The sequence below is a fragment of the Thermohalobaculum xanthum genome (genome assembly GCF_016623495.1).
GTDB classification, from domain to species: domain Bacteria; phylum Pseudomonadota; class Alphaproteobacteria; order Rhodobacterales; family Rhodobacteraceae; genus Thermohalobaculum; species Thermohalobaculum xanthum.
The window spans coordinates 163,712-183,729 of record NZ_JAEHHL010000009.1 but is presented as its reverse complement, the minus strand read 5'-3'; the positions used below and the strand labels follow the sequence as shown (position 1 = coordinate 183,729).

General features: G+C 70.9%; 19 protein-coding genes. 5 read left to right on the top strand and 14 right to left on the bottom strand.

What is annotated here, in order from left to right:
* Nucleotides 1–41: 41 nt before the first annotated feature.
* Together H0I76_RS15605 and H0I76_RS15600 are read left to right on the top strand one after the other, a co-directional pair.
* Complete coding sequence (locus tag H0I76_RS15605) at nucleotides 42–818, top strand: enoyl-CoA hydratase-related protein (RefSeq protein ID WP_200611722.1); 777 nt, start codon at nucleotides 42–44, stop codon at nucleotides 816–818.
* A gap of 51 nt (nucleotides 819–869) precedes the next feature.
* A complete protein-coding gene (locus tag H0I76_RS15600; protein ID WP_200611719.1) occupies nucleotides 870–3,758 on the top strand; it encodes a bifunctional [glutamine synthetase] adenylyltransferase/[glutamine synthetase]-adenylyl-L-tyrosine phosphorylase in 2,889 nt (962 codons plus the stop codon).
* Between the two features lie 36 nt (nucleotides 3,759–3,794).
* On the opposite strand, the gene H0I76_RS15595 is transcribed toward H0I76_RS15600, so the two are convergent.
* From H0I76_RS15595 to H0I76_RS15550, 10 genes are all read right to left on the bottom strand, one after another.
* The gene (locus H0I76_RS15595) at nucleotides 3,795–4,265 is read right to left on the bottom strand and encodes a dihydroneopterin aldolase (protein ID WP_200611707.1); all 471 of its coding nucleotides are present in this window, start codon (nucleotides 4,263–4,265) and stop codon (nucleotides 3,795–3,797) included.
* A 144-nt stretch (nucleotides 4,266–4,409) separates the two neighbouring features.
* On the bottom strand, nucleotides 4,410–5,225 hold the full coding sequence (locus H0I76_RS15590) for a cell wall hydrolase (protein WP_234455357.1): 816 nt from the start codon (nucleotides 5,223–5,225) through the stop codon (nucleotides 4,410–4,412).
* A 253-nt stretch (nucleotides 5,226–5,478) separates the two neighbouring features.
* Nucleotides 5,479–6,429, bottom strand: a complete 951-nt coding sequence (locus tag H0I76_RS15585) for an ArgK/MeaB family GTPase (protein WP_234455356.1) — start codon at nucleotides 6,427–6,429, stop codon at nucleotides 5,479–5,481.
* 2 nt (nucleotides 6,430–6,431) lie between these two features.
* A complete protein-coding gene (gene ppdK / locus H0I76_RS15580) occupies nucleotides 6,432–9,101 on the bottom strand; it encodes a pyruvate, phosphate dikinase (protein ID WP_200611703.1) in 2,670 nt (889 codons plus the stop codon).
* Between the two features lie 79 nt (nucleotides 9,102–9,180).
* Nucleotides 9,181–11,289 carry a glycine--tRNA ligase subunit beta gene (glyS, locus tag H0I76_RS15575; protein WP_200611701.1) on the bottom strand — a complete coding sequence of 703 codons (2,109 nt, stop codon included), beginning with the start codon at nucleotides 11,287–11,289 and terminating at the stop codon, nucleotides 9,181–9,183.
* Between the two features lie 12 nt (nucleotides 11,290–11,301).
* Complete coding sequence (locus tag H0I76_RS15570; RefSeq protein ID WP_200611936.1) at nucleotides 11,302–11,490, bottom strand: hypothetical protein; 189 nt, start codon at nucleotides 11,488–11,490, stop codon at nucleotides 11,302–11,304.
* 41 nt (nucleotides 11,491–11,531) lie between these two features.
* Nucleotides 11,532–12,122: a cysteine hydrolase family protein gene (locus H0I76_RS15565; RefSeq protein WP_200611699.1), complete on the bottom strand. Its 591-nt coding sequence runs from the start codon at nucleotides 12,120–12,122 to the stop codon at nucleotides 11,532–11,534.
* A 5-nt stretch (nucleotides 12,123–12,127) separates the two neighbouring features.
* Nucleotides 12,128–12,565, bottom strand: a complete 438-nt coding sequence (locus H0I76_RS15560; protein WP_200611696.1) for a DUF6446 family protein — start codon at nucleotides 12,563–12,565, stop codon at nucleotides 12,128–12,130.
* A complete protein-coding gene (locus tag H0I76_RS15555) occupies nucleotides 12,565–13,503 on the bottom strand; it encodes a glycine--tRNA ligase subunit alpha (RefSeq protein ID WP_200611693.1) in 939 nt (312 codons plus the stop codon). The genes H0I76_RS15560 and H0I76_RS15555 overlap by 1 nt, the downstream gene beginning before the upstream one ends.
* 95 nt (nucleotides 13,504–13,598) lie before the next feature.
* Complete coding sequence (locus H0I76_RS15550) at nucleotides 13,599–14,294, bottom strand: DUF599 domain-containing protein (protein ID WP_200611690.1); 696 nt, start codon at nucleotides 14,292–14,294, stop codon at nucleotides 13,599–13,601.
* A 148-nt stretch (nucleotides 14,295–14,442) separates the two neighbouring features.
* Between H0I76_RS15550 and H0I76_RS15545 the strand changes: the two genes are divergently transcribed.
* Complete coding sequence (locus H0I76_RS15545; RefSeq protein ID WP_200611687.1) at nucleotides 14,443–16,128, top strand: ABC transporter permease; 1,686 nt, start codon at nucleotides 14,443–14,445, stop codon at nucleotides 16,126–16,128.
* Between the two features lie 15 nt (nucleotides 16,129–16,143).
* On the opposite strand, the gene H0I76_RS15540 is transcribed toward H0I76_RS15545, so the two are convergent.
* A complete protein-coding gene (locus H0I76_RS15540) occupies nucleotides 16,144–16,578 on the bottom strand; it encodes a DUF488 domain-containing protein (RefSeq protein ID WP_200611684.1) in 435 nt (144 codons plus the stop codon).
* Between the two features lie 104 nt (nucleotides 16,579–16,682).
* On the opposite strand from H0I76_RS15540, the gene H0I76_RS15535 reads away from it, so the two are divergent.
* Nucleotides 16,683–17,705, top strand: a complete 1,023-nt coding sequence (locus H0I76_RS15535) for an aspartate-semialdehyde dehydrogenase (protein WP_200611681.1) — start codon at nucleotides 16,683–16,685, stop codon at nucleotides 17,703–17,705.
* Between the two features lie 74 nt (nucleotides 17,706–17,779).
* Nucleotides 17,780–17,998, top strand: a complete 219-nt coding sequence (locus H0I76_RS15530; RefSeq protein ID WP_200611670.1) for a hypothetical protein — start codon at nucleotides 17,780–17,782, stop codon at nucleotides 17,996–17,998.
* Here the strand turns inward: H0I76_RS15530 and H0I76_RS15525 are convergent.
* From H0I76_RS15525 to H0I76_RS15515, 3 genes are all read right to left on the bottom strand, one after another.
* Nucleotides 17,936–18,250, bottom strand: a complete 315-nt coding sequence (locus tag H0I76_RS15525) for a DUF190 domain-containing protein (protein ID WP_200611668.1) — start codon at nucleotides 18,248–18,250, stop codon at nucleotides 17,936–17,938. The two genes, H0I76_RS15530 and H0I76_RS15525, sit on opposite strands and share 63 nt — an antisense overlap.
* 4 nt (nucleotides 18,251–18,254) lie before the next feature.
* Complete coding sequence (locus tag H0I76_RS15520) at nucleotides 18,255–19,247, bottom strand: sodium-dependent bicarbonate transport family permease (protein ID WP_200611666.1); 993 nt, start codon at nucleotides 19,245–19,247, stop codon at nucleotides 18,255–18,257.
* A gap of 90 nt (nucleotides 19,248–19,337) precedes the next feature.
* Nucleotides 19,338–20,006: a carbonic anhydrase gene (locus tag H0I76_RS15515; protein ID WP_200611664.1), complete on the bottom strand. Its 669-nt coding sequence runs from the start codon at nucleotides 20,004–20,006 to the stop codon at nucleotides 19,338–19,340.
* Nucleotides 20,007–20,018: the final 12 nt, after the last annotated feature.

Below are 20,018 nucleotides of genomic sequence, written 5' to 3'. Positions count from 1 at the left end.
CTAGTCTGGCCGCCGAATCCCCCCACCGCCGAGGAGCCACGATGAGCTACCAGACGATCCGCTACGAGCTTGCCGACGAGGTTGCCACCATTGCGCTCGGGCGGCCCGACAAGATGAACAGCCTCAACCGCGCGATGCGGCTCGAACTGACGGACGCGCTGGGCCGCGCCGGGCACGAAGCACGCGCGGTGGTGCTCACCGGGTCGGGGCACGCCTTCTGCGCCGGGCAGGACCTGAGCGACGGCGGCAACGCGGCGAGCATCGACCTGGAACGCACGCTGGCCGAGGAATACGAGCCGCTGCTGCGGCTGATATACGACTGCCCCGTCCCGACCATCGCCGCGGTGAACGGCGTCGCGGCCGGGGCCGGCGCCAACATCGCGCTGGCCGCCGATCTCGTGATCGCCGCCCGCTCGGCCAGCTTCATCGAGGCCTTCGCCCGGATCGGCCTGATCCCCGATGCCGGCGGCACCTTCTGGCTGCCGCGGCTGGTGGGCCACGCCCGCGCCATGGGCCTGTGCCTGCTGGCCGAGCCGATCGAGGCCGAGCGCGCGGCCGAATGGGGCATGATCTGGGAAGTGGTCGAGGATGACCTGCTGGAGGCCCGCGTGCGCCAGATCGCGACCCGCCTGGCCAGCGGCCCGACGGTCGCCTATCGCCTGATGAAGCAGGCGCTGCGCCGCTCGGCGCAGAACACGCTGGACGACCAGCTGGCGCTCGAGGCCGAGCTTCAGGGCGAGGCCGGGCGCACGCGCGATTTCGCCGAGGGCGTCATGGCCTTCCTCGAGAAACGGCCCGCGAAGTTCGAAGGGCGTTGAGCGACCCTTTGTCCCTTGATCGGCGCGGGCCGCTCGCGCCACGCTGAGGCCATGGACAGACCCTCGCTTGCCGCGCGCGTGCGCACCGCTCCCATTCCCTTCGAGCCCGACCGAGCCACGGACCTGGCGGCGCGGCTGCCGGACGCGCTGACCCGCGGCGTGATGGGAGAGCTGATCCGCGGCGTCACCGGGTCGAGCCCCTATCTTGCCCGCCTGACCGAGCGCCATGCGGAATGGCTGGCCGAGGCCGCCGCCGCTCCACCCGAGATCGCGGTTCCCGCGCTGCTGGCCGAGGCACGCGAGGCCGCCGCCGACGGCGCCGACCAGCGCAGCCTCGCCACCGCGCTGCGGCGCGCCAAGGGCCGGGCCGCGCTGATGATCGCGCTGGCAGACCTTGGCGGCGCATGGGACCTCGGAGCCGTCACCGGGGCGCTGACCGATCTTGCCGACGGGCTGACCGAGACCGCGGCGCAGTGGCTCCTGGGGCAGGAGATCGCCCGCGGCAAGCTTCCGGGCATGACCGAGGCCAGCCTCGTCAACGGGGCGGGCTACGTGATCCTGGCGATGGGCAAGCACGGCGCGCGCGAGCTCAACTACTCGTCCGACATCGACCTGATCTGCCTGTTCGACCAGGACCAGATCGCACCCGACGATTTCGCCGACGCCAAGGCGCGCTACATCCATGTGACCCGCGGGCTGGTGAAGCTGCTCTCGGAGCAGACCGACGACGGCTATGTCTTCCGCACCGACCTGCGGCTGCGGCCCTCGCCCTCGACCACGCCCGTGTGCCTCGCGCTCGAAGCGGCCGAGCGCTACTACGAATCGGTCGGCCGCACCTGGGAGCGTGCCGCCCATATCAAGGCCCGGCCGGTGGCAGGCGACCGGATGGCGGGGGCGGCCTATCTCGAGCGCCTCGGGCCCTTCATCTGGCGCCGTCATCTGGATTTCGCGGCGATCGAGGATGTCGAGGACCTGCTGCGCAAGATCCGCGACAAGAAGGGGCGCTTCACCCCGTCATCGGTCCCCGGCCACGATCTCAAGCTGGGGCCGGGCGGCATCCGCGAGATCGAGTTCTTTGCGCAGACCCGCCAGCTGATCATGGGCGGGCGCGAGCCGGCGCTGCGCGAGCCCACGACCCTTGGCGCGCTGTCGCGGCTGGTCGAGGCGGGGCATGTGCCGCAGGAGACCGCGACCGAGCTCGCCGCCGACTACACCGCGCACCGCACGCTCGAGCACCGCCTGCAGATGATCGAGGACGCGCAGACCCATACCATCCCCGCCCCCGAGCCGGCGCGGGCACGGCTGGCAGCGCTGGCCGGCTGGTCGGACCTCGCGGCCTTCGAGCGCGACATCGCCGAGCGCCTCGCCCGCGTGCACGAGACGACGCGCGCCTTCTTCGCGGCGCCGGCGAGCACCGGGGCGGAACCGCGCCATGTCGAGATCGACGCCGAGGCGCTGGCGCGGGCGGGTTTCCGCCGACCCGAGGACGCGTGCCGCACGCTCGAACGCTGGCGGTCCGGGCGCCTTGCCGCGACGCGGACCGAGCGGGCGCAGCGCCTGTTCGCCGGGCTCGAGGCGCGGCTGGTCGAGTATCTCGCGGAGGCCGCCAGCCCCGATGACGCGATCGCCGAGTTCGATCACTTCCTCACCGGGCTGCCGGCCGGCGTGCAGGTCTTCTCGCTGTTCACCGCGAACCCGCACCTGCTCGACCTGATCGTCGAGATCTGCGCCGCGGCGCCGCGGCTCGCGGCGCATCTGGGGCGCGAGCCGCAGGCGCTCGACGCCCTGATCGGCGGGGGATTCTTCGAGCCGCTCGAGAGCGAGGTGGCGCTGTCGACCGACCTCGAGCGCTGGCTGGGGCGCGAGTCGGACTACGAGCGCCAGCTCGACGCGGCGCGCGCCTGGGCGCGCGAGCAGGTGTTCCGCGCCGGCGTGCAGGTGCTGCGCGGTCTCGCCGACGAGGTCGAGGCCGGCACCGCCTTCTCGGCCATTGCAGGCGCCACGCTCGACCGGCTGCTGCCGCGCGTGATCGCCGACTTCGCGACCCGGCACGGGCCGCCGCCGGGGCGCGGCATGGTGGTGATCGGCATGGGCAAGCTGGGCACGCGCGAGATGACGGCGGGCTCGGATCTCGATCTCATCACCGTCTACGACCCCGGTGACGCCGAGACATCGGAGGGCCCCCGCCCGCTCCCGCCCGCCACCTATTACCCGCGCCTGACGCAGGCGCTGGTAGCGGCGCTGACGGTGCCGACGGCGCAGGGGCGCCTTTACGAGGTGGACATGCGGCTGCGCCCCTCGGGCCGCCAGGGGCCGGTCGCGGTCTCGCTCGCCACCTTCCGCCGCTACCAGCTGGAAGACGCCTGGGTGTGGGAGCATCTTGCGCTGACGCGCGCGCGCGTGGTCACGGGCCCGCGCGACCTTGGCGCCGAGACCGAGGCGGTCATCGACGAGGCGCTGGCGCGGCGCAAGGGCGACCCCGCGGTGCTGAGCGAGGCGGTCGAGATGCGCAGCAAGCTGACCGACGCCCACGCGTCGGCGCGACAGAGCCCGTGGTCGCTCAAGCACGCCGCCGGCGGGCTGATGGAGATCGAGTTCCTGGCACAGACCGGCTGCCTCTACCACGGCATGGGCGTGGCCCAGCCGGCACGCGCGCTGCTGGCGCCGCTGGCGGTGGCCGGATGGATCGGCGAGGATGAAGCCGAGGCGCTGGGCAGCGCGCTGGCCTTGCAGACCCGGCTCCAGCATGTCGAGCGCGTGGCGCTCGAGCAGCCGCTCGACCCAGATGCCGCGGGCGAGGGGCTGCGGCGCGTGCTCGCCCGCGTCGGCGGGTGCGAGGATTTCGCCATGCTCGCCGCCCGGCTTGCCGAACTCCAGTTGGCAGCGGCGGTGGCCGTGGATCGGGTGTTTTCGGAAATCGAGCCGCCGGACGAGGCCTGATGGTTACCGGCGCGGCCGGGCAGCCTGCTTCGCGGCCTACTTCACCTCGGGCGCCAGCGCCCAGATCTTCTCGTTGGTCTCGGGCGTGCGCACGCGGCTGATCTCGACGCCGAGGCGCGCGCCATTCGCCAGCCGGTCGAGCTTCTCGATCCGGACATGCACGCGCCGCGCGCGGGGATCGACCAGGACCGCCTGCGCCAGCCGCTCGGCGAAGGTTTCCAGCAAGGTGATACGCGGTCCGCGGGCGATGGTCTCGATCGCATCGACGAGGTCGTCGTAGTTGATCACCCGGCCGACGCGGTCATCGATATGGGCGGTGTTCCGGGTCACCTCGAGCACGACGTCGAAGCGCACCCTCTGGGTGACGCCGACTTCCTCGGCATAGGCGCCGATCTCGATCTCGCGCGTGTAGTCGAGCAGGAAGATCCGGTCGGCGATCTTGTCCTGCGGTCCGGCCTGCTCGGTCTCGATGTCCAGCCGGTGGGGCAGGAGGGCCCGTTCAACCATCGCGTCTCTCCGATCTCGCCCGTCCGGGCGGCGCCGCTCCGCGCCATCTCGTCCAGCGCTCACGTTAACCTTTTGGCGGCGCGGCTACCACGGCAAAGCGACGCCGCGCGCGATAATCGAGACATTTCGCGGCGGCGCAGCTGCTCAGCGCTGGCTGACCTCGACGGGTCCCCGGTAGAAGATGTGCTCGCCGATGCGTGCCGTCCGCACCAGCCGCTTGGCCCATTTCGGGCGCACCGCGGTGGTGTGGTAGTGGGTGGCCTTGCCGGTCAGCGTGCGCGGGCGGCCCTGAAGCATGACCCAGGCGATCTTGCCGAGTGCTTCATAGACGGGCCGGTTCGCGATGACTTCCTTCTTGCCATCGCAATTGTAGGAGAACTGGCAACCCTTGCCGGCCCGGCTGGTCCCCTGGCGGATCACGCCGCAGACGCTGTCGGGATAGCGCGCGCTGTCGACGCGGTTGAGGATCACCTCGGCAACCGCGATCTGGCCGATGGGGCTCTCGCCGCGCGCCTCGAAATAGAGCGCCTCGGTCAGGCAGCGCCATTCCGGATCGTTCGTTTCGACCGAGACGCGGTCCATCGCCGAGAGGTCTATGGTACCGCCCGGGTCGGCGATCAGAAGTTCGGTCAGCGTGCGGTCATGCGCGCCCTCGATCAGGGCTGCGGTCGCGGCATCGTGGGAGTTGAGCCGCTCGATGCGGTTGACCGGGCCGTCCTGCCCGTCGGGCATCAGGCGCGCGGCAGCGGGGGTCTCGAGGAACGCCCTCAGGCCGGTCTGCTCGCCGCCGACCAGCATGGCGATCTGCGTGCCCCGGTCGAACGGCAGGCCGATCTCGTCGCGGCCCACATCCGCGAGCGCCGCACCGGACATCGCTCCCGCCAGCACCATGGCGCAACCGGCGCGCCAAGCGCCGCAGAGGGCCGCCCGAGCGGCCTCAAGCTGATCGCTGCCGATCATGTCGTCCCTCGTTTCCTGGGGTCTCGCCGCCTGTCGCGAGTACCTCCGGATCCGCACTTGGCTCCTTGCCCGTGGGAGCCGCGAAACCTCTTCAGAGCCGGGGCAGTGAATTGCCCGTCGCCACGTGCGTCAGGTCGCACGCAGGCGGGTGCTTAGCGCAGAATCCAACGGCACGGGAAGCCCATCTCGGCGAAATGCCGCGGCGCACGCGCAAAAGTGAAGCGATATCAATGAGGGATGCTGCGCTGCAGCGTCACTTTTTCGCGGGCGGGAAGGCGGAATCGAGTGCCGCGTCAAGCCTCGCGCCCAGCGATCGGGCACGGCGGAAGACCCCCGATTCGCCCAGGGCACCCGGTGCCAGCGCGCCGCAGGCCGCCAGCCGCGCCACGCCAGCCTGCCCGTAGAGCTCGGCCAAGTGCCGCTCGAGCCAGCGCTGGTCCTGCGCCCGGCGCCGCGCCGCGATGTCTCCCGCCTGCCCCGACGCCCGTTCCTCGATGAACCCGACCAGCGGCTCAAGCCCCTGTTCGCGCGCGGCTGAGACGGCGATCACCTGCAGGCCCATGGCGTCCCGGCCTGCCGTCAGCCCCAGCGCACCCTTCAGGTCGGCAACGGTGCGGCGCGCCACGTCGCCCATGTCGGCCTTGGTCACCACGACGATGTCGGGGATCTCCATGACGCCGGCCTTCATGTACTGGATCGCGTCGCCCGATCCGGGCTGGGCGCAGCAGACCACCGTGTCGGCAATGTCGGCGATCGCGGTCTCGGACTGGCCCACGCCGACCGTCTCGACGATCACCCGGTCCATCAGGGCGCGCATCAGGACCATCGCCGGGTAGGTGAGGTCGGCAAGCCCCCCCAGCCGCTCGCGCGCGGCCATCGAGCGCACGAAGACTCCGTCATCGCCCGGATCGCGGCGCATACGGGTTCGGTCGCCGAGGAGCGCGCCCCCCGACAGGCGCGAGGAAGGATCGACCGCGATCACCCCCACGGTCAGACCGCGCGCGCGGTAGGCGCGGATCAGTGCATCCGTCAGGGTCGACTTGCCGACGCCGGGCGGGCCGGTGAGCCCCAGAACATGGCCGCGCGGGCTGGCCGCAGCCTCGTCCAGAAGGTCCGCGACCTCGGCGCCACCGCCATGCGACTCGATGCGGGCAAGCGCGCGGGCGAGCCCCGCCTTGCCCCGGGCGGCCAGGTCGCCAAGCATGCTCATGCGTCCCGCGCGGACCCGGCGCGGCGCGCATGAATCGCCGCCTGCGCCGCCGCCAGCCGGGCGATCGGCACGCGGAAGGGCGAGCACGAGACATAGTCGAAGCCCGCCTGCTCGCAGAACTCGACCGAGGCCGGATCCGCGCCATGCTCGCCGCACAGGCCCACCGAGATGCCCGGCATGTGCGCGCGGGCGCGCTCGGCGGCGATTCGCATCATCTCGCCCACGCCCTCTAGGTCGAGCGAGTGGAACGGGTCATGCGCATAGACCCCGCGCGCCACGTAATCAGGCATGAAGCGCCCGGCATCGTCGCGACTCAGCCCGTAGACCATCTGCGTGAGGTCGTTGGTGCCGAAGCTGACGAAGGCGGCCGCGTCCGCGATCTCACCCGCCCTGAGGCAGGCACGCGGCGTCTCGATCATCACGCCGACGCGGTAGTCGACCATCGCGCCGCGCTCGGCGCGCACCGCCTCGGCCACGGCGTGGATATGCTCCTTGAGCACGACCAGCTCGCGCACGGCCGAGACCAGCGGCAGCATGATCTCGGGCACCACGGGGCTGCCCGCGCGCGCGCCAGCCTCGAGCGCGGCCTCGAAGATCGCGCGCGCCTGCGTCTCGTAGATCTCGGGATAGGCGATGCCGATGCGGCAGCCGCGCTTGCCCAGCATCGGGTTGAACTCGGATAGCTCGAGCACGCGCGCCCGCACGCTGGCCGGCGACAGGCCGAGCGCAATGGCCAGCTCCTCGATGTCGGCCTCGCCATGGGGAAGGAACTCGTGCAGCGGCGGGTCGAGCAGGCGGATGACCACCGGGTGGCCCGCCATCTGGGCGAAGAGCTCGATGAAATCCTCGCGCTGCATGGGCAAAAGCTCGGCGAGCGCGTCGCGGCGGTCGGCCTCGTTCTCGGCCAGGATCATCCGGCGCATCGCGGCGATGCGGCCGCGCTTGAAGAACATGTGCTCGGTGCGGCAAAGCCCGATCCCGGCCGCGCCGAAATCATGCGCGATCCGCGCGTCCTGCGCGGTGTCCGCGTTGGCGCGCACCCCCATCCGCCGCGCCGCGTCGGCCCAGTCCATCAGGCGCGCGAAGGCGCCGGTGATCTCGGGCGGCACGGTGGGCACGGCACCTGCCAGCACCTCGCCGGTCGAGCCGTCGACGGTGACGGCGTCACCGATGCGAAAGACCCGCCCGTCGCGGGCGCGGATCTCGCCGGCGGCACGGTCTAGGATGAGGTCCTTGGCGCCGACGACGCAGGGCGTGCCGAGACCGCGGGCGACCACGGCGGCGTGGCTGGTCATGCCACCGCGCACGGTCAGCACGGCCTTCGCCGCATGCATGCCGCGGATGTCCTCCGGGCTGGTCTCGATCAGCGCGAGGATGGCCGGGCGACCGGCCGCCGCCGCAAGCTCGGCCGCGTCGGGCGAGAAGACGAGCGCCCCGGACGCGGCGCCGGGCGAGGCGGGCAGCCCCTTGCCGATCCGGTCGCGCGCCGCATCGGGGTCGATCGACGGGTGCAGGTGCTGGTCGAGGGCGGCGGGGTCGATCCGCAGCAGCGCCTCGTCGCGGGTGATCGCGCCGGCCTCGGCCAGTTCGACGGCGATGCGCACGGCCGCGCGGGGCGAGCGGCGCGCGGGCTTGACCTCGAGCAAATGCAGCACCCCGTCGTCCAGCGTGAATTCGAACGAGAAGGCGTCGCCAAGCGCGTGCTCGAGCGCGCGCGCGGCCTCGAGCAGCGCCTCGGTCGCGGCGGGGCAGCGCTCCTCGAGCGCCGGCTCGCGCAGGCCCTGGTCGAGGCGCTCGACCACGGTCAGCAGGGCAGGCGTGCGCAGGCCCATCAGGGCTTCCTCGCCCTGCGCCTGTTCGAGGAACCGCCCGGCCAGCCGTCGCGCACCCGTGGTCTCGTCGCGGGTCTGGGCTACGCCCGCGCCGCAGACGCCGGGGCCGATCCCGAGCGCCATCGCCTGCACGATCAGCGCAAGCGGCGCGTCCTCGGGCAGGCCCCGCGCAACGCGGCGGGTCCGGGCCCGCGCCCCGGTCCAGAGCTTCACGATCGCCGCGACCGCGCCGTCGAGCTGGGCACGCGGCTCCTGCGGAAAGGAGACGCCGGCCTCCTCCTCGATCAGCCGCAGGCATGTGCGGCAGAGATCGGCGAGATCGGCCGGGTCGAGTTCGGTCTCGCTCTCGACCCCGGCAAGCTTCATGGCGTCATAGAGGGCGAACTCGAACTCCTCGCCCTCGATGCCCAGCGCCGTCGCCCCGTAGGACTGCACCAGGCGCCGCAACAGGTCGCGCGCCACCCGCTCGCCGCGCCGCGCGGCGATGGCGGGCAGCGCGGCCTCGGTCACGCCGATGTCGAGGATGGCAGGGATCACGCCGCCGCCGCCGCCCTCCACCGAGGGGCGCACGGCAAGCAGGAGCGGGTTCTCGGCGCAGCCGAGGCAATAGCCGGTCTCGGCCTCGAGCCGGGCGAGGCCGATATCGAGCGCCGCGCGCGTCGCGGCAGGGTCGGCAAGCACGTCGGGCGCAAGGACGAAGCCAGGCGGGACCGGCAGGCCAAGCCCCGCGGCCTCGGCCAGCAGCGCGGCCTTCTGCCCGAAGCGCGCCGCCGCTGGCGCGGGCGCTCCCGCGCCGAGCCCGATCCATCCGATCCCGGCCGCATGATCCTTCATGCGTCCGTCATACAGCGCGCCTTCGCAGCCGCACAAGTGACGCGTTGCACCTGCGGCAAAAGGATTTGGCGCGGACGGATCAGCCCTCTATCGCCTCCCAGACCGCGACCTGGCGCATGGCGTGGCGGATGCGGTTGAGCAGGCAGAGCCGGTTGCGGCGCAGGATCTGGTTGGGCGCGTTCACCGTGACCTTGTCGAAGAAGTCGTCGACGGGGCGGCGCAGCCCGGCCATCGCCGCCATGGCGGCGGTGAAGTCCTCGGCCTTGAGCGCCTCGGCGATGGCGGGCTCGGCCTGGTCGAGCGCCGCGAACAGCGCGGCCTCCTCGGCACCCTCGGCGAACATCGGGTCGGGCGGCATCGAGTATTCGACGCCGTCCTTCTCCTCCTCGATGCGCACGATGTTCGAGGCGCGGTTGCAGGCGGTCAGCAGGTTCGCGCCATCATCGGTGGCAAGGAAATCCTGCAGCGCCCGCACCCGGTTGACCAAGAGAACGAGGTCGTCCTGCCCGCCGAGGTCGAAGCAGGCCTGGATCACGTCGTGCCGCACGCCCTGGTCGCGCAGCGCCACCTTGAGGCGGTCGGCGAGGAAGGCGAGCAGGTCGGCGCGCTGCAGGTCGAACCGCTCGTGCGCCGGCTTGTCGCCGCCGTTCAGCGCCCATTGCGCGCGCGCGATCGCGTTGCTCAGATGCACGCGCGGGCCGTTCTCGAGGATGGTGCGGATCACGCCGAGCGCCGCGCGCCGCAGCGCGAAGGGATCCTTGCTGCCGGTGGGCTTCTCGTCGATCGCCCAGAACCCGGTCAGCATGTCGATCTTGTCGGCCAGCGCCACGGCGATCGAGACGGGCTCGGACGGCACCTCGTCCGAGGGGCCGAGCGGGCGGTAATGCGCCGCGGCGGCATTCGCGACCGCGTCCGGCAGGCCGGCGGCGCGGGCGTAGTAGCCGCCCATCACGCCCTGAAGCTCGGGGAACTCGTAGACCATTTCCGAGGCGAGGTCGGCCTTGGCGACCCGTGCCGCCTGCTCGGCCAGATCGGGGTCGGCGCCCACTGCCGGGGCGATGTCGCGCGCCAACTCGGCGATGCGGGCGACCCGCTCGGCCTGGGTGCCGAGCTTCTGGTGGAAGACAACCGAGGCGAGCGGCCCGGCCATCGCGGCGATGCCGTCGATGCCCTTGTCCTTCACCCGCCGCAGGTCGTTCTCCCAGAAGAACTTGGCGTCCGACAGGCGCGCCGCCAGCACGCGGCGGTTGCCTTTCAGGATCGCCTCGCCGCCGTCGGGCGCCTCGATGTTGGCGACCGTGACAAAGCGCTCGATCCGGCCGGTCTTGGGGTTGCGCACCGAGAAGAACTTCTGGTGCTCCTTCATCGAGGTCTGGAGCACCTCGGGCGGCAGGTCGAGGAACTCGGCGCCGATCTCGCCCATCAGCACGACGGGCCATTCGACCAGCCCCGCAACCTCGGCCAGCAGGCCCTTGTCCTCGACCACCTCCATGCCGACGGCGAAAGCCATCTGCGTGGCGTCGTGCCAGATGCGATGGGCGCGCTCCTCGGGGTCGAGCACCACGCGATGCGCCGAAAGCTTGGCCACGTAGTCGTCGAAATGCGCGACGCGGAAGGGCCCGCGGGCCATGAAGCGGTGGCCCTCGGTCTCGTCCGAGGCGCGGATCCCGTCGATCTCGACCGGGACCAGGCTCGTCCCCCCCTCGTCCGACACCACGCACAGGATGCGGTGCAGCGGGCGCACCCAGCGCAGCGCGCCGGCGCCCCAGCGCATCGACTTGGGCCAGGGGAAGTTGCGCACCGCGTGCTCGACCGCCTCGGCGATCACCTCGGCGGCGGGCCGGCCGGGGCGGCGGATCACGGCAAAGAACACCTCGCCCTTCTTGTCGGCGCGGCGCTCGAGCTGGTCGAGCGTGAGCCCTGTCGACCGCAGGAAGCCCTCGACCGCCTTCTCGGGCGCGTCGGTGCGCGGGCCCTTGCGCTCCTCGACCGTGTCGGGCGTGACCTCGGGCAGGCCGGTCAGCGACAGCGTCAGCCGGCGGGGCGTGGCAAAGCCGGCGGCCGCCTCATAGGTCAGGCCGTTCTCGACCATCCAGTCGGTCACGAGCTTCTTCAGGTCCTCGGCCGCGCGCGCCTGCATGCGCGCCGGGATTTCCTCGGAAAAGAGTTCGAGCAGGAGATCGGCCATCGGGACAGGATCCTAGAGCGAGACGAAGAACTGGATGACGAAGGCATTCGCAAGGTCAACGGGGAAGGCAGATACCAGCAGCAGGATGATGAAGGCCAGCGGCGCTGGCCCGCAGCGACGGGGCGGCTTCTGCCCGGCGAAGAAGGCGATCACACCCCGCGTGAAGGCGCAGAAATCGGGGAAGGAGATCTGCTTTCTCATCGGCCGGCACTCCGTCGGGCGTTCCTCGGCATCGCGCGGGCTCAGTCGGGGATGTCGCCGGCCGCGCAGACCACGGCGAAACGATCGGCCAGCGCCGCGAGCGCGGCGCGGTGGACGGTGGCGGCCTCGACCACACCGCCCATGGGATCGGGCAGGTCGCGCGTGCCGGTCGCATCCATCGCCACCGTCGAGAACCGCCCCAGATCGAGCGCCGCTCGCACCGTGGCCGAGACGCACATATGCGTCATGAAGCCCGCGACGATGAGCGGCTTGCCGGGATGCGCCGCCAGCACATCGGCCAGCGTGGTGCCGGCAAAGGAGTTCGGCAGCCCCTTGTCGATCACGGCCTCGCCCGGCAGGGGGGCAACGGCATCATGGATCTGGCCGCGCGGGGCGTTGGGGTCGAAGGCGCCGCCCGCCCGGCCCCTGTGACGGACATGGACGACGGGGGCACCCGCCGCGCGGGCGCGGGTCAGCAAGCCCGCCGCGCGTTCCGCCGCGGCCTCGACGCCGGCAAGCTGCAGGGGACCGTCGAAATATTCGTTCTGGATGTCGATCAGCACCAGCACGCCTTCAGACAGGCGGGCGGGCCGCAGATCCGCCCCGGCAAGTTCCAGCAGGGTCTTGGCCATTACCGTCACTCCGCGAATTTCTCGTTCAGCTGCCGCCACATGTATGCGCGGCCGTCGGCAAAGCGGGCGACGACGCGATCTGCGCCGTCGAACTCTTCGGCCGCCGCCATGTAGGCCGTGGCCTCGCCGGCGGCGAGGGCGCGGGCCAGGGCCTCGGCGTCGAAGCAGTCGAACCAGCCGGGGGCGACCAGCGGGACGGGCGCGGGCGCGACCGGGGCGTCGGGCTCGGCCGCCATCCGGAAGCAGGCGCGCAGCTTGAGCGGCGAGGTCGAAGCGTCGATGCCGCGAAACTCGCTCACCGGGTAGCTGGTGCCCGCGATCTCGACGGCCTCGGCCTCGATCTCGTCGTAGAAGGCATAGTTCTGCGCGTAGTAGAGCGCGACCGCGAACGCCGCCGCGAAGACCACCAGCCCGCCCGCCAGCCATCGCCCCGACATGCGCATCAGGCCGCCTCGCCCGCCCCGGCCTCGGTTTGCACGAAGGCGTCGGCGCACATCTTGGCCAGCGCGCGCACGCGCCCGATATAGGCCTGCCGCTCGGTCGGCGAGATCACGCCGCGCGCGTCGAGCAGGTTGAACAGGTGGCTCGCCTTGATGCACTGGTCGTAGGCGGGATGCGCCATGACGATGCGCTTGCCGGTCTTGGGATCGGCCGCCGGGTTGAGCTCGGGGTCGAGCAGGCGCGCGCATTCCGCCTCGGCGTCCTCGAAATGGCGGAACAGCATCGCCACCTCGGCCGCGTCGAAGTTGTGGCGGCTGTATTCCTCCTCGGTCTGGCGGAACACGTCGCCATAGGTCAACGGTATCGGCGCGTCGGGGTCGTTGAACGGCATGTCCATCACGTGGTCGATGCCCAGGACATACATCGCCAGGCGCTCGAGCCCGTAGGTCAGCTCGCCCGAGACCGGCTTGCAATCATGCCCGCCGACCTGCTGGAAATAGGTGAACTGGCTCACCTCCATGCCGTCGCACCAGACCTCCCAGCCCAGGCCCCAGGCGCCCAGCGTCGGGCTCTCCCAGTCGTCCTCGACGAAGCGGATGTCATGCAGCCCCATGTCGATGCCGATGGCCTCGAGGCTGCCGAGATAGAGGTCCTGGAGGTTCGGCGGCGAGGGTTTGATCAGCACCTGGTACTGGTAATAGTGCTGCAGCCGGTTGGGGTTCTCGCCATAGCGACCATCGGTGGGGCGGCGCGACGGCTGAACATAGGCCGCCGCCCAGGCCCGCGGACCCAGCGCGCGAAGCGTGGTCGCGGGGTGGAAGGTGCCCGCGCCCACCTCGAGATCATAGGGCTGCAGGATGGCGCAGCCCTGGCGGCCCCAGTAGGCCGCGAGGCGCATGAGGATCTCCTGGAAGGATCGCGGCTTCGCAATCTCGGGCATGTCGGGAACTTTCCTGAAGGCACGGGCGCTGATCGAGCGCCTTCCTAGCGCCCGGCCCCTGCATGGTCAACGGAGCCGCCGGTGGCGCGGTGCCCTCAGTCCTCGGGGCTGGCCATCAGCGCTGCGCGCGACTCCGACATGAACTCGCGCCGGTAGAGGATCGCGGCGGTCAGCACGGAAGCCACGCCCAGCGCAACGGGGCCGATGAACCACGATAGCGCCGCCAGCGAGAAATAGGTCCCGCGCAGGCCCCGGTTGAAGCTGCGCGCCGCACTGACATTGAGCGCGGCCGCCCGCGCGGCGGCAAGGCGCGTCTCGGCCTCGGTGCCCTCGGTCGGGATCGCGCCGATCAGCACGGCGCAATAGCCGAACAGGCGGTGCGCCCAGACGAAACGCAGGAAGGCGCCGACGACGATGACCAGCAGGAACAGGAGCTTCACTTCCCAGATCACGGTGCGGTCGTCGATCCCCTCGGCCAGGTCGGTCGCCACCGACTTGATCCGCTCGGCCTGGCCCAGCGCGGCGAAGAGGCCGCCAATCGCCAGCATCGAGCCCGACGCGAAGAACGCGGCCCCGTTGCGCAACGACGAGATCAGCGTCGCGTCCACGATCCGGTGCTCGCGCTTCGGGATTTCGTGCATCCAGGCCCGCCGGTACCTGGCCATCAGCTGCGTGGTCGACGGGTGCGAGGCCGGCGCATGCTCGATCAGGAACCGCATGCCCAGCGCCACCGCGAGAAACACGCAGACCGCCGCCAGATCGGCGGTCGAAAGCAGGAAGACGGCGGACATGCTCTGATCCATCCGGCGGGCGTAACCACTTCGCCAACCGGACGCAATGGCGATGCCGTGCTGGACATCGGCGGGGCGCTGTCGTAATTCCGCGCCGGCATCTGACCAAAGCGGTCGGATACTGCGATCCGCGGCGAAGGGCGGGTGGATGAACGGCACGGCGAGCGAGACGCAGGCGAAGGCGCGGCCGATCTGGCGGGATGGCTGGACCGTCGGCAGCCTCGTGATCGCGGCGCTGCTGCTCATGCCGATCGCCGCCGTCGGCTGGATCGCGCTGTTCCCGACCGAGAACATCTGGCCGCATCTTCTGAAGAACGCAGTGCCGGTCTACCTGTGGAACACGCTGATCCTGATGGGCCTGGTCGGCCTCGGCGCGGCCTGTGTTGGCACCGGCGCGGCATGGCTGGTGGTGATGACCGAGTTTCCCGGCCGCCGGCTCTTGGAATGGGCGCTGCTCGCGCCGCTGGCGATGCCGGCCTATATCGGCGCCTATGCGCTTGTCGACATGCTCGAATATGCCGGGCCGGTGCAGACCGGGCTGCGGGCGATCTTCGGCTGGAGCTCGGCGCGCGACTACTGGTTTCCCGAGATCCGCTCGCTGGGCTCGGCGGCCTTTGTCCTGACGATCACGCTCTATCCTTACGTCTACCTGCTGACGCGCGCGGCGTTTCGCGAACAGTCGGTCTGCGTCCTCGAGGTCGGCCGGTCGCTCGGATGCGGGCCCTGGGGCGTGTTCTTCCGCGTGGGCCTCCCGCTGGCCCGCCCGGCGGTGGCCGTCGGCACCGCGATCGTGGCGATGGAGACACTCAACGATTTCGGCGCGGTCGACTATTTCGGGGTGCCGACCCTGACGCGGGGCATCTTCTCGATCTGGCTCGACACCTTCAACGCCGGGGGCGCGGCGCAGATCGCCTGCGTGATGCTGGTCTTCGTGCTGGCGCTGCTGGCGATCGAGAAGATCTCGCGCCGCGGGCGCAAGTTCTTCCACACCTCGCGCCGCTACCGGCCGATCCGGCGCGCCGACCCCGGGCCGGTGCTGCGCTGGGTCGCCTTTGGCCTGTGCCTCGCGCCGGTGATGGCAGGCTTCGTGCTGCCGGCCGCGATCGTGGCCTGGCATGCGCTCGACCAGCTCGGCCAGTGGCTGAGCCCCGCCTTCTGGCGCGCACTGGTGCACACGGCGGTGCTGGCCGGGGTGGCGGCGGCGGTTTCCTGCCTGATCGGGGTGTTCCTGGTCTATGGCGCCCGGGCCTCGCGCCGATCGGCGCCGCGCTGGCTGGCGCAGGCGACGGCGCTGGGCTACGCCGCGCCCGGGGCGGTTCTTGCGGTCGGCGTGCTGATCCCCTTCGCCGCGCTCGACAACATGGTGGCGGACTTCATCGAGGCCCGGCTGGGCGTCGATCCCGGGCTGATCCTGACCGGCTCGGCCGCGGCGGTGGTGTTCGCCTATGTGGTCCGCTTCGCCGCAATCGCCCATGGCGCCATCGATTCCGCCTTCGGCCGGGTGACGCCCTCGATGGAGCTCGCGGCCCGCACCCTGGGCGAAAGCCGCGGCGGCACGTTGCAGCGGGTGCACCTGCCGCTGATCCGCGGCTCGGTGCTGACGGCGGCGCTCCTGATCTTCGTCGACGGCGTGAAGGAGTTGCCGGCGACGCTGATCCTGCGCCCCTTCAACTTCGAGACGCTGGCGACCACGGTCTACGGCGCGGCGTCGCTCGAGCAGCTCGACCAAGCCGGCCCCGCAGCGCTGGCGATCGTGGTGGTGGGCCTGCTGCCCGTTGCGCTGATCGCGCGCACCATGGACCGCAGCCGCCCCGGCGAGGCGCTGGCGCCCTGACACGCCCACCCTTGGTCAGAGATCGACCGCAACCGCGCCGACGCTCTGGGCCAGCCGCTCGGCGATCACGCGGCGGTGGCAGCCGGCGGCATCCGCCTCGAAGCACAGGAGCGCCGCTCGCCGCGCGGTGACCAGCTCCTCGGCCTTCGCCATGTCGAGTTGCGCCTCGGGCGTCTCGAGATGGGCGCCGAAGATCCGGTGCATCTCGGCGATCCGGCCCTTGCGTGCGGCCTCGCGCCCGGCCTTGGGCGTGCCGAGGCCGTGCAGGTGGATGTAGTCGATCCCCTCGGCGGCCAGCGACGCGGCGAGGATGGTCTTGGAAAAGCCCGCCCGGCGCGAGGCGGCGACGGCGCGGACATCGACCAGCAGCTCCACCCGCGCGGACTTGAGTTTCGCGATCACCTCGGCCTGGGTGGCGCCCTCGTAGCCGATGGTCAGCAGTTCCGGCATCGCTGCCCTCCCGCGGCGGCATTCTGGACCCTTTCCAAGCGGGGCCCATTCCGCTAAACCCCGCCGGTCCCGGCTGGCGGGACAGTCTAACAGGGAACGGAGAGATGGGTTATCGGGTTGCCGTCGCGGGCGCCACGGGCAATGTGGGCCGCGAAATGCTCAACATCCTCGCCGAGCGGGAATTCCCGGCGGACGAGGTCGTCGCGCTTGCCTCGCGTAAATCGCTGGGCACCGAAGTGAGCTATGGCGACAAGACCCTGAAAACCAAGGATCTCGACACCTTCGACTTCGGCGGCACCGACATCGCGCTGTTCGCGATCGGCTCGGGCCCGACCAAGGAATACGCGCCCAAGGCCGCGCGCGCCGGCGCCGTGGTGATCGACAACTCGTCGCTCTACCGCTACGAGCCCGACATCCCGCTGATCGTGCCCGAGTGCAACCCGGACTCGGTCGAGATGTTCAAGAACCGCAACATCATCGCGAACCCCAACTGCTCGACCGCGCAGATGGTGGTGGCGCTCAAACCCCTGCACGACCGGGCGCGGATCAAGCGCGTGGTGGTGTCGACCTACCAGTCGGTTTCCGGCGCGGGCAAGGACGCGATGGACGAGCTGTGGACCCAGACCAAGGGCCTCTACGTCCCGGGCCAGGAGGTCGAGCCCGCGAAGTTCACCAAGCAGATCGCCTTCAATGTCATTCCCCATATCGACGTCTTCATGGAAGACGGCTCGACCAAGGAGGAATGGAAGATGGTGGTCGAGACCAAGAAGATCATCGACCCCAAGATCCGGGTCCACGCCACCTGCGTGCGCGTGCCGGTCTTCGTCGGCCATTCCGAGTCGGTGAACGTCGAGTTCGAGGAGCCGTTGGACGAGGACGAGGCCCGCGAGATCCTGCGCGAGGCGCCCGGCCTCATGCTGGTCGACAAGCGCGAGCCCGGCGGCTACGTCACGCCCGTCGAATGCGTGGGCGAGTTCGCGACCTACATCTCGCGGCTGCGCACCGATCCGACGGTCGAGAACGGGCTGAGCTTCTGGTGCGTGTCCGACAACCTGCGCAAGGGTGCGGCCCTCAACGCGGTGCAGATCGCCGAGCTCGTCGGCCGTCGCTGCCTGAAGAAGGGCTGAGGCCGCCGGCCCTGCCCCGAGCAAGGCTTCCTTAACCATCCTCCCCGCCTCATGCCGGTGGGGAGGACGATCCAATGACCAGCGATTCCACCGCCTTGCCGCAAGGGCTGCCGCCCGGGCTCGGCGCGCGGCTCGCGCTCGAGGCGGCGCTGACCGGGCTGAGCCCGGCCCAGATCGTCGCCGAGGCGCTTGCGGCGCATCTCTACGGGCGAACGCCACGAAGGCGGCGGCTAGAACGCGTCCTTGCGCACCACCATGCAATCGCTGATCGAGACGATGCCGATCTGGCGTGAGACGATGCCATAAAGGTCGTCGAACAGCTGTTCGAGCCGGGCCTCGTCCATGATGGCGACGATCGCGACCATGCGGCCGGCATCGCCCACCTGCCCCTCGCGCGACCAGATGCGCCCCGAGGCGCCGCTACCGGCGATGGCGGGCAGGATCGTGTAGCCCTTCACCCCGCGTTCGTCGAGAAAGCGCAGGATGCGCGCAAGCGCCGGGGCCTCCACGATCACCTCGAGGCGTTTCTTGGGATGCAGCTCCATGCCATCAGCCTCCGGAAACGAGCGCGGCGGCGGCGCTGTAGAGCGGGATGCCGACGGTCAGGTTGAACGGGAAAGTCACACCGAGCGAGAGCGTCAGGTAGATCGAAGGGTTTGCCTCGGGCAGCGCCACGCGCATCGCCGCGGGCACCGCGATGTAGGAGGCCGAGGCCGCGAGCGTCGCCATCAGCGCGATGCCGCCGGTCGAAAGCCCGATCGCCGTCCCCGCCGCCAGCCCCAGCGCGGCCCCGATCAGCGGCATGCACAGCCCGAATCCGATCACCGGCGCCGCGAGGTGGCGCGCGCCCGTGCGCATGCCGCGCCCGGCGACCAGCCCCATGTCCAGCAGGAACAGGCACAGCACGCCCTTGAACGGGTCGATGATGAAGCTCGAGATCTCCGCCAGCCCCGAGGGGCCCGTAGCCAAGCCGATCAGGAACGCGCCGGTGAGAAGCACGATCGAGCCGTTGAGCGCGATCTCGCGCCAGAGCCCGGGCTCGGTTCCGCCGGCCGGCTCGGCCGCCCCGGCCCGGCCCGCGCGCGCGAGCCAGAGCGCGACCAGGATGGCGGGCGTTTCCATCACCGCGGCGACGGCGACGAGATAGCCCTCGAAGCCCTCCCCCGCGGTCGTCAGCGCCGAGGTCGCAGCGACGAAAGTCACGATCGAGATCGAGCCGTAATGCGCCGCGACCGCCGCCGCGTTCACGCGGTCGAGCCCCGAGATCGCCTGCAGGAGCGCGAAGGCAATCAGCGGAATGACCGCCGAGAGCGCCGCACCCGCCGCGATCGCCAGCACCAGCGTGGCGTCGAGCCCGTGATCGGCGACGCTCGCCCCGCCCTTGAAACCGATCGCGAACAGTAGATAGAGCGACAGCGCCTTGGCCGCGGCCTCGGGGAAGCTCAGATCGGATCGCGCCAGCGCCGCGGCAAAGCCCAGCGCGAACGAGAGCACCATCGGCGAGACGAGGTTGCTTCCTGCAAGCGCAAGTATGTCGCCCATATCGATCCGGTCCCTCCGTCCATCGTCCGCGGTGAAGAAGCGTCACGCGGCAACGATGTCAAGGGAATGTGCGCGGGCAGCCCCGCCGCGTCAGACGAACTCGCCGGTCGCGTGGTCGAGCACGTGAAGCTCGCCGCTGCCGATGTCGATCCAGCAGCCATGCAGCGTCAGCTCGCCCTCGCGCATCGCCTCGGCCACGAAGGGGAAGCTGATGAGATTGCGGATCGAGACGATCACGCCTTCCTTCTCCAGCGCGGCGACGCGGGCCTTGGGCTCCTTGATCCGGGCCGAGACGCGCTCGAAACCGGGCCGCAGGATGTCGATCCAGCGGCCGATATAGCTCGACCCGTCGGTCAGTTGGGGCGCGCTGCCCGCGCACATGTCGTGGCAGGCGCTGATGCCGCCGCAGTTCGAGTGCCCCACCACAACCAGATGCGCGACCTTGAGCACCGAGACGGCGTATTCCACCGCCGCCGAGGTGCCGTGGAAGCTCAGATCGGGGCTGTGCGGCGGCACCAGGCTCGCGACGTTGCGCAGCACGAAAAGGTCGCCGGGCTCGGCGCCGAACATCTGCACCGAATCCACCCGGCTGTCGCAGCAGCTGATCACCATGGCGCGCGGGTGTTGGCCGGTATGCGCGAGCCGCTGGTACCAGGCGCGGTTCTCGGAAAAGCGGGTCGCGTGCCAGAAGGCGTGGCGCTCGCGCAGATAGGCCGGCAGCGCGGTGGCGTGCAGCTTGGCGTCGGTGCTGTCGGTCATTGTGCGTCCCCC